Annotated in this window: 13 protein-coding genes and 2 tRNA genes; 7 read left to right on the top strand and 8 right to left on the bottom strand. The window is 61.2% G+C overall.

Annotation, left to right across the window (positions count from 1 at the left end; genetic code table 11):
* Positions 1 to 187 precede the first annotated feature (187 nt).
* The 4 genes from J5289_RS12185 to J5289_RS12170 all read left to right on the top strand — a co-directional run bounded on the left by J5289_RS12185 (position 188) and on the right by J5289_RS12170 (position 5,369).
* On the top strand, positions 188 to 1,408 hold the full coding sequence (locus J5289_RS12185; RefSeq protein ID WP_209206538.1) for an LL-diaminopimelate aminotransferase: 1,221 nt from the start codon (positions 188 to 190) through the stop codon (positions 1,406 to 1,408).
* Positions 1,409 to 1,461: 53 nt separating this feature from the next.
* Positions 1,462 to 2,787 carry a homoserine dehydrogenase gene (locus tag J5289_RS12180; protein ID WP_209183924.1) on the top strand — a complete coding sequence of 442 codons (1,326 nt, stop codon included), beginning with the start codon at positions 1,462 to 1,464 and terminating at the stop codon, positions 2,785 to 2,787.
* Between the two features lie 117 nt (positions 2,788 to 2,904).
* The gene (gene recJ, locus J5289_RS12175; RefSeq protein WP_209183923.1) at positions 2,905 to 4,713 is read left to right on the top strand and encodes a single-stranded-DNA-specific exonuclease RecJ; all 1,809 of its coding nucleotides are present in this window, start codon (positions 2,905 to 2,907) and stop codon (positions 4,711 to 4,713) included.
* 155 nt (positions 4,714 to 4,868) lie between these two features.
* The gene (locus J5289_RS12170; protein ID WP_209183922.1) at positions 4,869 to 5,369 is read left to right on the top strand and encodes a hypothetical protein; all 501 of its coding nucleotides are present in this window, start codon (positions 4,869 to 4,871) and stop codon (positions 5,367 to 5,369) included.
* Between the two features lie 131 nt (positions 5,370 to 5,500).
* Here J5289_RS12170 and J5289_RS12165 read toward each other — a convergent pair.
* The 4 genes from J5289_RS12165 to gloA all read right to left on the bottom strand — a co-directional run bounded on the left by J5289_RS12165 (position 5,501) and on the right by gloA (position 7,614).
* Positions 5,501 to 5,575, bottom strand: a tRNA-Glu gene (locus J5289_RS12165).
* Between the two features lie 256 nt (positions 5,576 to 5,831).
* Positions 5,832 to 5,906 (bottom strand) — tRNA-Glu (locus tag J5289_RS12160).
* A 190-nt stretch (positions 5,907 to 6,096) separates the two neighbouring features.
* Entirely contained in the window at positions 6,097 to 6,873 is a 777-nt protein-coding gene (locus tag J5289_RS12155) for a hypothetical protein (RefSeq protein WP_209206539.1), read from the bottom strand.
* A 300-nt stretch (positions 6,874 to 7,173) separates the two neighbouring features.
* Positions 7,174 to 7,614, bottom strand: coding sequence for a lactoylglutathione lyase (gloA, locus tag J5289_RS12150; RefSeq protein WP_209183920.1), 441 nt, complete (start codon positions 7,612 to 7,614; stop codon positions 7,174 to 7,176).
* Positions 7,615 to 7,809: 195 nt separating this feature from the next.
* Between gloA and J5289_RS12145 the strand changes: the two genes are divergently transcribed.
* Together J5289_RS12145 and J5289_RS12140 are read left to right on the top strand one after the other, a co-directional pair.
* Positions 7,810 to 8,388: a cold-shock protein gene (locus tag J5289_RS12145; RefSeq protein WP_142823021.1), complete on the top strand. Its 579-nt coding sequence runs from the start codon at positions 7,810 to 7,812 to the stop codon at positions 8,386 to 8,388.
* Positions 8,388 to 8,888, top strand: a complete 501-nt coding sequence (locus J5289_RS12140) for a DUF192 domain-containing protein (protein ID WP_209183919.1) — start codon at positions 8,388 to 8,390, stop codon at positions 8,886 to 8,888. Before J5289_RS12145 ends, J5289_RS12140 begins: the two co-directional genes overlap by 1 nt.
* 49 nt (positions 8,889 to 8,937) lie before the next feature.
* Here the strand turns inward: J5289_RS12140 and J5289_RS12135 are convergent, their stop codons facing one another.
* Together J5289_RS12135 and J5289_RS12130 are read right to left on the bottom strand one after the other, a co-directional pair.
* Positions 8,938 to 9,174 carry a hypothetical protein gene (locus J5289_RS12135; RefSeq protein WP_111221779.1) on the bottom strand — a complete coding sequence of 79 codons (237 nt, stop codon included), beginning with the start codon at positions 9,172 to 9,174 and terminating at the stop codon, positions 8,938 to 8,940.
* Positions 9,175 to 9,234: 60 nt separating this feature from the next.
* Positions 9,235 to 10,488 (bottom strand): MFS transporter, encoded by a 1,254-nt coding sequence (locus J5289_RS12130; RefSeq protein WP_209183918.1) that lies wholly within the window; start codon positions 10,486 to 10,488, stop codon positions 9,235 to 9,237.
* A 288-nt stretch (positions 10,489 to 10,776) separates the two neighbouring features.
* On the opposite strand from J5289_RS12130, the gene J5289_RS12125 reads away from it, so the two are divergent.
* A complete protein-coding gene (locus tag J5289_RS12125; RefSeq protein ID WP_209183917.1) occupies positions 10,777 to 10,989 on the top strand; it encodes a hypothetical protein in 213 nt (70 codons plus the stop codon).
* Positions 10,990 to 11,039: 50 nt separating this feature from the next.
* On the opposite strand, the gene J5289_RS12120 is transcribed toward J5289_RS12125, so the two are convergent.
* Together J5289_RS12120 and J5289_RS12115 are read right to left on the bottom strand one after the other, a co-directional pair.
* On the bottom strand, positions 11,040 to 11,945 hold the full coding sequence (locus J5289_RS12120; protein WP_209183916.1) for a S1C family serine protease: 906 nt from the start codon (positions 11,943 to 11,945) through the stop codon (positions 11,040 to 11,042).
* A gap of 177 nt (positions 11,946 to 12,122) precedes the next feature.
* Complete coding sequence (locus J5289_RS12115) at positions 12,123 to 12,506, bottom strand: response regulator (RefSeq protein ID WP_209187479.1); 384 nt, start codon at positions 12,504 to 12,506, stop codon at positions 12,123 to 12,125.

Below are 12,506 nucleotides of genomic sequence, written 5' to 3'. Positions count from 1 at the left end.
ATCAAGAAGCGTTTGCATGTATCGTTCGGGTTTGAGGCGGCAAGTGTGCCGTGCTCGCCCCAAATTCACCGCATCACTCGCGTCAAACGAGAATATGGCGCCGCGATCCTGAGGTTCGTATCGCGGCTACCCGGAGACACACGAACTTCATTGCCGCCTCGATCACCGCCGTCCCATGGGGAAAGAAATGGAAGAGTTTCATAAAGTCCGTCGCCTGCCGCCGTACGTCTTCGAACAGGTCAACCGTTTGAAGGCCGGCGCACGAGCGGGCGGTGCCGACATTATCGATCTCGGCATGGGCAACCCCGATCTGCCGACACCGCAGTCGATCGTCGACAAGCTCTGCGAAGCCGTCCAGGATCCGCGTACCCATCGCTACTCTTCGTCGAAGGGTATCCCGGGGCTGCGCCGTGCGCAGGCCGGCTATTATGCCCGTCGTTTCGGCGTCAAGCTCAACCCGGATACGCAGGTCGTGGCGACGCTCGGCTCGAAGGAGGGCTTTGCCAACATGGCCCAGGCGATCACCGCGCCCGGCGACGTGATCCTCTGCCCGAACCCGACCTATCCGATCCATGCCTTCGGCTTCCTGATGGCGGGCGGCGTTATTCGCTCGATGTCGGTCGAGCCGGACGAAAGCTTCTTTCCGCCGCTGGAGCGGGCCGTCAAGCACTCGATCCCGAAGCCGATCGCGCTGATCCTCAACTATCCGTCCAATCCGACCGCCTATGTCGCGACGCTGGATTTCTACAAGGACGTCATCGCCTTCGCCAAGAAGCACGACATCATCGTTCTGTCGGATCTCGCCTATTCGGAAATCTATTTTGACGACAACGCCCCGCCGCCTTCGGTCCTCGAAGTGCCCGGCGCTATCGATGTCGCCGTCGAGTTCACCTCGATGTCGAAGACCTTCTCCATGCCCGGCTGGCGCATGGGTTTTGCCGTCGGCAACGAGCGCCTGGTTGCAGCGCTGACGCGTGTGAAATCCTACCTCGACTACGGCGCATTCACGCCGATCCAGGTGGCGGCGACCCATGCGCTGAACGGCGACGGCTCCGACATTGCCGAGGTGCGCTCGATCTACAAACGCCGCCGCGACGTGCTGGTCGATAGCTTTGGCAAGGCCGGCTTCGAAATTCCACCACCGGCCGCAACGATGTTCGCCTGGGCAAAGATCCCCGAGAAGTTTCGCCATCTCGGCAGCCTGGAGTTCTCCAAGCTGCTGGTCGAGAAGGCCGACATCGCGGTTGCGCCCGGCATCGGTTTCGGCGAGATGGGTGACGACTATGTCCGCATCGCGCTGGTGGAAAACGAACACCGCATCCGACAGGCGGCGCGCAATCTGAAACGCTTTCTATCGACGGCAGACGAGACCATGCACAACGTGATCTCGCTCAACGCCCACCGCTAACTTCAAGGGCAGCCGCCATGCGGCTGCCGCTTCGTGACATATCAGGATCGATCATGGCAGATGCCCTCAAAATCGGCATTGCGGGCTTGGGCACCGTTGGTGCCTCGCTTGTCCGTATCATTCAGAGCCGCAGCGCCGAGCTCACGGCCACCTGCGGCCGCCCGATCAGGATCGTCGCCGTCTCGGCGCGGGATCGCAGCAAGGATCGCGGCATCGATCTTGATGGCGTCGAGTGGTTCGACGGTCCGGTCGATCTCGCGCACAAAGCCGATATCGATGTCTTTGTCGAATTGATCGGCGGTTCCGAGGGCGCGGCCAATGCATCGGTGCGCGCGGCGCTGGCTCGCGGTCTGCATGTGGTTACCGCCAACAAGGCGCTGCTCGCCTATCACGGCGTCGAATTTGCCGAGATCGCCGAGGAGAAGGGCACGCTGCTGAACTTCGAAGCGGCCGTCGCCGGCGGCATTCCGGTCATCAAGGCCTTGCGCGAGTCGCTCACGGGCAACACCATTTCGCGCATCTACGGCATCATGAATGGCACCTGCAATTACATCCTGACACGGATGGAGAAGGAAGGCCTGTCATTTGCGGATTGCCTGAAGGAAGCCCAGCGGCTCGGCTATGCCGAGGCTGACCCGGCCTTCGACATCGACGGCAACGACACGGCGCACAAGCTGGCGATCCTGACGACGCTCGCCTTCGGCAACCGGCTTGCCGCCGACGATATCTATCTCGAGGGCATCTCCAACATCTCCATCGAGGATATCCGCGCGGCTGCCGATCTCGGCTACCGGATCAAGCTGCTCGGCGTTGCCCAGCGCACCGAGACCGGCATCGAGCAGCGCGTCCATCCGACCATGGTGCCGCTCGATTCGGTCATTGCCCAGGTCGACGGCGTGACCAATGCGGTGGCCATCGAATCCGATATTCTCGGCGAACTGCTGATGGTCGGCCCAGGCGCCGGCGGCAATGCCACGGCATCGGCCGTGCTCGGCGACATCGCCGACATCGCCAAGAGCCAGCCCGGCACGCAGCGCGTTCCCGTGCTTGGCCATCCCGCCAAGTCGCTCGAGCCTTACCGCAAGGCGCAGATGCAAAGCCACGAGGGCGGCTATTTCATTCGCCTCAGCGTGCAGGACCGCACCGGCGTGTTTGCCAGCATTGCCGGCCACATGGCGGAAAACCATATTTCGCTGGAATCGATCGTCCAGCGCTCCAAGCAGCACGTCTCGCCCTCCGACCAGCAGACCATCATACTCGTCACCCATGCGACCATGGAGGATTCGGTGCGCAAGGCGGTGGCGGCGATCAAGACCGATGGCTATCTGGTCGGCGAACCGCAGGTCATCCGCATCGAGCGTCCGAAGCACGAGCAGTGAGGCAACCGCAATTTCCGTGGACGCGCCTCCTGCTTGCGATAATCTGCACCGAAAGCACGCGAAGCCGCTCCCTGATGGCGGGCTTCGGCGGATGAAAGAACGGATCCGGCCAATCTGATGGGACCGATCAAAGCGGCAGACCCGGTACAGCGGGCATTTCTGGGGGTGGAACGTTCGGCCGGCGGTAACCGCTGGGTATCGCGGCTCGACCAAGCGGGCCAGAACCGGGCGCTGGCGATGGCCCAGACCCACGGCATGGCCGACCTGATTGCCCGCGTGCTTGCCGGCCGTGGCGTCGGTCTCGACGAGGCTATGGCCTTTCTCGACCCCACTATCCGCGGCCTTATGCCCGACCCGCACCGGCTGACGGATTGCGAGAAGGCGGCCGAGCGGCTGCTGCAGGCGGTCAAGACCGGCGAGAGTGTCTCTGTATTCGGCGACTACGATGTCGACGGTGCAGCCTCCTCGGCGCTGATGTACAAATTCCTGCGGCACTTCGACGTGCCCGCGACCATCTATATCCCCGACCGGATCTTCGAAGGCTACGGCCCGAACCCGACAGCCATCAACCAGCTGATCGACAACGGTGCCCGGCTGATCGTCACCGTCGACTGCGGCTCGACCAGCTTTGAATCGCTCGACGCTGCCAAGGCGCGGAACATCGACGTCGTCGTCATCGACCACCATCAGGTCGGCGACGCGCTGCCGCATTGCCATGCGCTGGTCAATCCGAACCGGGAGGACGATCTGTCGGGGCAGGGGCATCTCTGCGCTGCCGGCGTGGTCTTCCTGGTGCTGGTGGCGACGTTGCGGCTGCTGCGCCAGTCCGGCGATCTCCGGGCCGGCAATATCGACCTGCTGGCATGGCTCGATATCGTAGCGCTCGCCACCGTCTGCGACGTGGTGCCGCTGAAGGGGCTGAACCGCGCCTATGTGGTCAAGGGCCTGCTGGCCGCTCGCCATCAGTCCAATCCGGGGCTGGCGGCGCTGTTCCGCAAGGCCGGGCTCGGCGGACCCGTTACGCCCTACCATTTCGGCTTCATGATCGGCCCGCGCATCAACGCCGGCGGACGTATCGGCGATGCCGCGCTCGGTAGCCGGCTACTGACATTGGAGGATGCATCGGAAGCCGACGTCATTGCCGAGAAGCTCGACGAGCTCAACCGCGAGCGCCAGGCGATGGAAGCCGTCATGCTGAAGGAGGCCGAGGCGGAAGCGCTGGCCGAATATGGCAACGGCGAGGGCGCCGCCGTCATCGTCACTGCCCATGACAACTGGCATCCGGGCATCGTCGGGCTGATATCGTCGCGGCTGAAGGATTCGTTCCGCCGACCGGCCTTCGCCATCGCCTTTGATTCGCAGGGCAAGGGTACCGGCTCCGGCCGTTCGATCAGCGGCTTCGACATGGGCAAGATGGTGCGCGCCGCCGTCGATGCCGGGCTGCTCGTCAAGGGCGGCGGTCATGCGATGGCTGCCGGCCTGACGGTCGAACGCGCCAATCTCGGCAAGCTGCGGACATTCTTTGCCGAGCGGGCCGAAAAACAGGTGTTCGGGCTCGTCGCCGATTCGACGTTGAAGATCGACGGGGCGCTCGGGGCGAGCGGCGCAACGGTCGAACTGGTCGATCAACTGGAGACGGCGGGCCCCTTTGGCTCCGGCCACCCGCAGCCGATCTTTGCCATCCCCAGCCATCGCCTGCGCGATTCGCGACTGGTCGGGCAGAACCATATCAAGGTGACGCTGGAAGCGATGGATGGCGGCCGTCTGGAAGGCATTGCGTTCCGCGCCGCGGAAACGCCGCTCGGCGACCTGCTGCTCGGCTCTCGCGGGGCACAGCTGCACGTCGCGGGAACGCTGGGTGCCGACCACTGGCAAGGCGCCCGCCGCGTCCAGCTCCGGGTCACGGATGCCGCCAAGGCGCCGTGACGCAGGTTGCCTGCCGCGAGGCAGCGGTACTGTTGGGATCGACAGAGTTGGTGTTAAGTGAAATTGGCGATGAGAAGTCGCTCAATATCATCGATAGCGACCGGAACAACACTACACTATAGCTTATGTCTGCTCGAGCGGATCGGAAGTAAACGATGTCGGTGGATGAAAAGAATTTTGACTTAAAGGTCAGAGCAGCTGAAAGAGCTCATGACAATCTCCAAAAGCAAGCAGAGACTTGTTTGGGCCAAATTGAGGCCTTCTCCATCGCCGCGATGCGGGCTCCGGCTCTTGCTTCAGCTGGAGGCATTGCAGCAGCGCTTGCGTTTTATAGCGCTAACCACCAGTTGATTTCAAAATCCGAAATCGCTGCACAGGCGTTTGCGAACATTCTATTGTGGCTCCTGATCGCTTTGTTGATCACGATATTGGCGCCAGCTTTGGCATACTTCAGTCAGCTCGCCTATCTCAATCAAACCTTCCACCAGACAAAGTCATTCGAACCACCTTTCGTAATTCCAAGTCGCAAAAGCGACATGTTTGCACGAACGGGAAATTTTTTTAGGTGGTCATGTGTAATTGCAGTTGTGGCATCAATTATATGCACCGCATGCGGAGGATATTGTCTAACTCGTTTGATCACGGCTATGTCCTAAAGTTACATATATTTCAGGACATATCGGCGAGTTTTCGCTCATTTCTGCTGCGGCAGCAACGGCACCTAAAGGCGCCATAGCAGCCAAATTAAGTGAAAACGCAAAATCATCATTTGGTAAGGGAAAAGCAGTGGTACGCCCTAGGGGAGTCGAACCCCTCTTTACAGAATGAAAATCTGTCGTCCTAACCGATAGACGAAGGGCGCAATCACTGTGGCGCCCTTATAGTCAGGCCATTCCGATCCCGCAAGCGCAAAATCGTCATAAATCCACAATGAAAAGCGGATTTTTGAGAGGCGTTTGAAGGCCCGCGATTTGCCATGCGTAACAGGCCTCGGGGACATGAGCGCTCGTTGCGGCAAGATAATCCGATGTTCTGACGGCAAGGGCGATCACCAGAAAACAAGTGCTCACAGCTGCCGCCATGGCAAACATTGGTCATCACTGAAAAGGAAGAACAAGTGGTACGCCCTAGGGGAGTCGAACCCCTCTTTACAGAATGAAAATCTGTCGTCCTAACCGATAGACGAAGGGCGCATAACTTGTGGCGCCCTTATAGGGGGGCGTTTCAGATCCTGCAAGCCGGGAATTTGTTTTTTCCCGAAAAAAATCGAGCTCTATATTGTCGTTCCGGCATGAAGCGATTAACGGGCGGAAACAGCGGGTTGCAGGGGCTTTCGGATGTCGTTGCAGGTGTGCGGGGCGCAGGCTTTGACCGGGCAGCAGGCTACTTCAGCGAGGCTTCCATGCCCGGCGTCAAGGTCACGCCCGGTGGTAGGGTAACGCCTTGCGGCAGGGTCAGGCCGGAGGAGGACGGCGGCATCATCGAGTTTGCAGGAGTGCTCTTGCCGCCCGACGCAAGATTGCGCGCCATCATCAGCGCTTCCTGGCTATCGAGATGCCTGCCCTTCGAACCAGGGGCCGGCAACACGTGGGAAGGTGTTGCGTCCGCAGTCGGTCGGGTCGCGGAGGCAGATGCCATCCTGGGCGCACTCTGGGGCATCGCATTCGAGGACTGGCCGGATGGCGGCGCCATCATGGGCTGCTGTTGCTGCGGCTGTGGCTGCTGCATCGCGCTTCCCGGTGGCAGGGCGTAAACGTTGCGCAAGGCCGGCGCCGCATAGGCCGAGACGGGTGCCAGCGTGCCGTCTGGGTTGACGGCGATGGGTGGCGGGGCCGCGTATATGCTGGATCGGTTGGCATTGACCGCCGTCGGCTGGGTGATCAGGCCGCCGATATTGGCGGGCTCGGTCGGCGCCTGTGATGCGGGCATCGGCGCGTTGGGGAACAGGCCGGTCGCTGATTGCTGGGCTACCGTCTGCTGGCCTGAGCCGGTGCGGACCTGCGGGTCGCGATATGTGCCCGGTTTCTGGCCCTGTGCCTGCGCCTTGGCGTTCAGTTCTGCGGCGAGTTGTTCGCCCGGCGTCCGCATGACCACTTCCGGCGCGGGTTCGGCCGCATCGGCGACCTGCTGTTCCTTGGCTTTCCTGGCCGAGGTCGTCATGCATCCCGACAACATCGCGAGGCATAACGCGGCTGTCGTCGCGCGGAGCAGGAACTGTCTGCTTGAAGTCGTCTGCACTGTGCCCAAAGGATCGGTCCCCCGCGTTGGCTCTCGAGAAGCACCGCTGTCCAGGAGGGACGACGCCGTGGATCCGCCGGCGGGAGAGAGACAAGGCCGCGACGATTCGATGCGTGATGCTTCGATAGCCGGACCATGCTGGCGCGCTTGCCCGTCGGCAAGGGCGAAGATGGCTTGCAGGTCGTCATTCGACTTTCCTGCAAGCCTCGGGAAAGCCTGGGGCTACCAGACGCCCGTGTTGGTCATCGAAGCCCAGGGCTCAGCGCTCGGCAGGTTGTCGCCCTTCTGGAGAATCTCGATGGAAATGCCGTCCGGCGAGCGCACGAAGGCCATGTGACCGTCGCGGGGCGGACGGTTGATGATGACGCCTGCATCCATCAGTTTCTGGCATGTCGCATAGATGTCGTCGACCTCATAGGCGAGGTGACCGAAGTTGCGGCCGCCGTCGTAGTCCTCGGTGTCCCAGTTGTAGGTGAGCTCGAGGCAGGGCGACATATGCGTGCCGGCATGGTCGAGATCGTCGCGGGCTGCGAGAAACACCAGGGTGAACCGCCCCTTCTCGTTCTCGTAGCGACGGATTTCCGTCATGCCGAACAGCGTCGTGTAAAAGTGCAGCGCGGCGTCGAGATCCTTCACCCGGACCATCGTGTGGAGATAACGCATTCTATTTCCTTTCTAATGTGAATGGGTCCAGTCTTATCTGTACCAACGCCAGCCCCAGGCAAGTGTAGCGGCTCAAATCAGCGTCAGGGAATAAACAAAACAGGACTTGCGCTTTTCCGTTACCAAGATGTTAATCTTGATTTCGAGAATCAGTTAACCGTAACAGCGTAACGTGTATCCAAGGGGCTGGCGAAGATGGGTGACAGGACTTCATCGACTGAAATTGCCGACTTTGAGGATCTGGCGGGTGAAGCCGTCGATCTCATCGAGATCACCGGGCTGGTCAAGTGGTTCGACGTTGCCAAGGGCTTCGGTTTCATCATTCCGGACAATGGCATGCAGGACGTGCTGCTGCACGTGACGTGCCTGCGCCGCGACGGCTACCAGACGATCCTCGAGGGAACGCGGATTGTCGCGCTGATCCAGCGCCGCGAGCGTGGCTACCAGGCCTTCAAGATCCTTTCGATGGACCAGTCGACCGCGCTGCACCCTTCGCAGATGCCGGCAGCCCGCACCCATGTCCAGGTCACCGCCACCAGCGGTCTCGAGCGTGCTATCGTCAAATGGTTCAACCGTACCAAGGGTTTTGGCTTTCTGACGCGAGGCGAGGGGACGGAGGACATCTTCGTCCACATGGAAACCTTGCGCCGTTTCGGCCTCACCGAGCTTCGGCCGGGACAGGTGGTGCTTGTACGCTTCGGACCGGGCGACAAGGGCATGATGGCAGCTGAAATCCATCCGGATACGCCAAGCCCGGTAGGCAGGTCGCACTGATGGCCATGCGTCTCGCATCTCTCCTGAAAAGCGCCCCTCTGGCGCTTTTTTTGGCTTTCTCCGGTCATGCAGCAACAGCCGATGCCGCAGATGTCGTCAAGCAGGCGCCGCATTTTGCGAGCGAGACGCTGACGATCACCGGCAAGACGGGCACAGCGCATACGTTCACCGTAGAGGTTGCCGTCAGCGGTCCACAGCGCGAATACGGCCTGATGTTTCGTCGCCAGATGGCTGCCGACCACGGCATGCTGTTCGATTTCGACAAGGCGCAGCATGTGCAGATGTGGATGGAAAATACCGTCCTGCCGCTCGACATGCTGTTCGTCGACACGGCAGGCGGTGTGACGCATATTGTCGAGAACGCCGTGCCCTATTCGCAGACGATCATCGATTCCGGCGGGCCGGTGAAATACGTGATCGAACTGAACGGCGGCATCGTGAAGAAGCTCGGCCTTGCCGTCGGCGACAAGGTTTCAAGCCCGACGATTGCCAAGCGCTGAGGCGATAGATGCGCCGCGCGATACGACGCATCCGGATTAATGCAACAGATTACGGGTTGAGTTCGGCGATGTCACCGTGCTTTGCCAGCAGGCGCGGCGAGGTCATGTCACCGGTCTCCTCGTCGACGGTGACGGCATAGGCGGCAACGCCGACGAATCGCTCAGACATGGCAGCCGCGATCTTTTCCGCGCTGGCGGCGTTGGAAGCCTGGCGCATTTCGCCGGGAGCCAGGCCATTGCGGACCTTCTTGTATGGAATGATGATGAATTTTTCCGCCGCCATGATGTATGCCCTTTAATTTGTTCTCAAAATGTTCTTGTTGGCCTGCGAAGTCAAGGGCGAGGGCTATGCGGTGGCGCCGTCTGTCACTCCACGGCGGTCCCGTGTTTCCGGCGCAATGCTGTGGCGACCGTAGATGAAGATCGCGAGAGCAATCGCCGCAACGCCGCCATGCACCCAATAGGCCAGCGGGTAGCCGCCCTCCGATGTCAGCCAGCCGGCGACGACGTTGCTGAGCGAGGCGCCGATGCCCTGCACCGTCATGACGGCGGCAAGGCCGACGTTGAAGCGCCCGCTACCGGACAGGATGCGCTCCGCAGCGATGGGCGTGGCGATGCCGATCAGCCCGGCGCCGATGCCGTCCAGCACCTGGACCGGGAAGATGACGGCGAATTCGTGGAAACTGCCGGCGATGGCGCCGCGAATGGGGAGGGCGCAGAGAGCAAGGATGAATACCGTGGCAAGGCCGAAGCGACGGATCAGAAACGGTGCGGCAAGCGCCATGACGATCATCGACAGCTGCGAGACGCCCGTGGTGATGGCTGTTGTCCGGAAGGGGGTGCCGAGCTGCAGAGAGAAGTCCTGGGCAATCAGGCGGCTGATCGGCGCATTGCCGAAATGGAAGACCAGCAATGTCACCGCCAGCAGCACTAGCCCCTTGGTGCCGATGAGAACGTTGTACCCGGAGGGCTGGTCCTTGCCGTCGCCGTCTTCCGAGCCGAGGCCACGGGCAACCCTGTTGTCGATCTTGTCCGGGTCGATCGCCAGCACCGCGATGATGGTTGCTACCGCCGTGACGACCATCAGCACGATGATGCCTGTGAGGCCGAAGAACACCGAGGCTGCATAGACGCCGGCGAGCGATACGACGTTGCCGGCGTGGTTCCAGAACTCGTTGCGCGACACCTGGCGTGAAAACGCCCTCTGGCCGACCAGACCGAGCGTCAGTCCCATCAGCGCCGGGCCGACGACGGCACCGACGACGGCGGTGGCCGACTGGCCGCCGAACACCGAAAAATCACCGGGACTGACCAGCGTCCACACGGCGGCTGCATTGATCAGCACGACGGGCAGGATGATCAGCATTCGCTTGTGGCTGGATGCATCCACCCAGGCGCCGAACAGCGGCGTTGCCACCATGCCGAGGATGCCGCCGAGGGTGGCTATGAACCCCAGCGTCATCGGGCTCCAGCCGTTGGTCGCAAGGAACCCATCGAGAAAGGGCCCGAGCCCATCGCGGGCATCTGCGAGGAAAAAATTGAGAAACGCCAGCGCCACGAGCGAACGGCCGGAGAGGCCGGTTTTCGATGATGTCTGCATTCGCACCTCCGGATGGGCCGTGGCTGCACCAGCCGATGGCGTTGATAGCTCAAGAGTTCCAGCGAATTATATATTTGCTGTCTCTTGTAAAGCGGCAACCAACACACGGTAGAAATAATGGTTCCCTGCTGATCTCATTTTACAGGCGGCCACAGCCGCAGGGTCACGGAGGCGGCAAACAAAGTGAACCCAAAAATGGGCCCCAGAATGACACACGGATAGGTTATATGGTCTGATATCAAGTCAACGGGACTTCACATTCAATCCGTTTCGCGTCATGGTAGAGTAATGGATAGTCAAATTTCGCCCAAAACCACAGAAGAAGACCACGAACGCGCGACCGATTGCGCGAGCGCGATGGAGATCGCTTTTGCGCGCCTCGTTGCCGAGGCAAGTGCAGCTGGCTGGCGTGAGATGGAAGTGGCGGTCATTCTCGCCGACATCGCCGACGACCATGTCCTGCGGCTCGCCAAGAAATCCAGGCGTGGAAAATTCAACTGACGAAAACGATGTCGGCAGCGGTTCGGTGATCGCTGCCGACGTTTATCTGCCTATTGCATCTGCGGCTTCTTGAGAAAGCTGCCGCGATCCGCGGATTTTACACGCAGCCAGGCTTCGCGGCCGTCGCGCAGCACGCGCATCGGGATCTCGGCGCCAGCCGGTCCGCTCTTCCAGACCTGACGGTAGAAATCTGCCAGCCCATCGACTTCCGCATCGCGGATTTCCGAGATGATGTCGCCGGGACGCAGGCCTGCTTCCGCAGCCGGTCCGCCTGGAGCCACATTCATCACCACGACTTCACCGTTGTTCTCTGCCGAAAAAGCGCCCAGCCACGGACGTGGGGGCTTGTCGATCTGGCCGCGGTTCAGCAGGTCGTCGAGTATCGGCTCCAGGAGGTTGATCGGCACGACCATGTTGATATCGGCGACCTTGCCGCCTTGGCTCATCTGCAGCCGCAGAGAGCCGATGCCGAGCAGTTTGCCGTGTTCGTCGATCAGGGCAGCACCGCCCCAGGACGGGTGGGCCGGCGAGATGAAGATCGCTTCCTCGAGGAGATATTCCCAGTAGCCGGCGAATTCCTGCTTGGCGACGATTTTCGACGACACCGCATTGCCGAGGCCATCTGCGAGCACGACCGCATCTCCGAGCTGCGTGGCGGTCGCATCGCCGATCGGCAGAGCCGGTACGTCGAGGGGGCCGAGCGCCTGGACGAGCCCGAAGCCGGTCTCCTGATCGAAGGCGAGGGCGTGCGCCGGGACGACCTTGCCATCCCTGCGCGTCAACCAGACTTCTTCCGCCTCGGTGATGAGATAGCCGATCGTCAGCACCAGGCCGTTGTCGCGAATGACGACGCCGCTGCCCTCGCGGATGGTTCCAAGCGTCGAGGCGGTGAAGGCGTCCTCGGCAATGCTGGAGCGTAGGGCGACTATGGATGGCAGGAGTTTTTCAATTGGCACGGGCTTATCCTCGCGGCAGTCTGTTGGTCGGGGGAGCACGAGGACGCTGCGCGGTCGGTCAGATCCCGGACCTTAAGGTATGAAGGAGCAATGCCTGCTGCAAGAGCCCGCTGCCGGTTTGTGACACGGCGCCATGTCTGAATGATAATGGTGCGGGCACACCACTGGCGGCTGAGACTAGTAGACGCGGGCCGCCAGAGCGTGCAGCGTCGCGGTAAGCTTGGTCGTGTCGTAGGGCTTTGAGAAGAAGATGCTGCGTGCCGGCATTATGACCTCTTCGGCAGTGGCATGGCCGGAGGTGATGATAATGTCGATCGGAGGCCAGCGGTCGCGGATGGCGGCGGCAAGCAACATCCCATTCATGCTACCTGGCATGTCGATATCCGTAAAAACGATGCGGATGTCGGTCCTGGTTTCGAGGATATGCACCGCCTCGTCTGCATCGGTCGCCTCGATCACTTCGAAGCCGGCCCGCTCAACCAGATCTGCCGCCATCATCCGCAAAAGCGGTTCATCCTCGACGACGAGAACGATTTTCTTGGTCGGCGATGTCTCTGCCAT

The sequence above is a fragment of the Rhizobium sp. B230/85 genome (assembly GCF_019355735.1).
Lineage (GTDB): Bacteria > Pseudomonadota > Alphaproteobacteria > Rhizobiales > Rhizobiaceae > Rhizobium > Rhizobium rhododendri.
This window is presented reverse-complemented; position numbering and strand designations above follow the sequence as displayed.

Bases quoted from the DNA above. Each gene is read 5' to 3' on its own strand.
- J5289_RS12180 (WP_209183924.1), top strand. From the start codon at position 1,462: ATGGCAGATGCCCTCAAAATCGGCATTGCGGGCTTGGGCACCGTTGGT.
- J5289_RS12170 (WP_209183922.1), top strand. From the start codon at position 4,869: ATGTCGGTGGATGAAAAGAATTTTGACTTAAAGGTCAGAGCAGCTGAA.
- J5289_RS12125 (WP_209183917.1), top strand. From the start codon at position 10,777: ATGGATAGTCAAATTTCGCCCAAAACCACAGAAGAAGACCACGAACGC.
- J5289_RS12185 (WP_209206538.1), top strand. From the start codon at position 188: ATGGAAGAGTTTCATAAAGTCCGTCGCCTGCCGCCGTACGTCTTCGAA.
- J5289_RS12155 (WP_209206539.1), bottom strand. From the start codon at position 6,873: ATGACGACCTCGGCCAGGAAAGCCAAGGAACAGCAGGTCGCCGATGCG.
- J5289_RS12145 (WP_142823021.1), top strand. From the start codon at position 7,810: ATGGGTGACAGGACTTCATCGACTGAAATTGCCGACTTTGAGGATCTG.
- J5289_RS12130 (WP_209183918.1), bottom strand. From the start codon at position 10,488: ATGCAGACATCATCGAAAACCGGCCTCTCCGGCCGTTCGCTCGTGGCG.
- recJ (WP_209183923.1), top strand. From the start codon at position 2,905: ATGGGACCGATCAAAGCGGCAGACCCGGTACAGCGGGCATTTCTGGGG.
- gloA (WP_209183920.1), bottom strand. From the start codon at position 7,614: ATGCGTTATCTCCACACGATGGTCCGGGTGAAGGATCTCGACGCCGCG.
- J5289_RS12140 (WP_209183919.1), top strand. From the start codon at position 8,388: ATGGCCATGCGTCTCGCATCTCTCCTGAAAAGCGCCCCTCTGGCGCTT.
- J5289_RS12115 (WP_209187479.1), bottom strand. From the start codon at position 12,506: ATGGCAGAGACATCGCCGACCAAGAAAATCGTTCTCGTCGTCGAGGAT.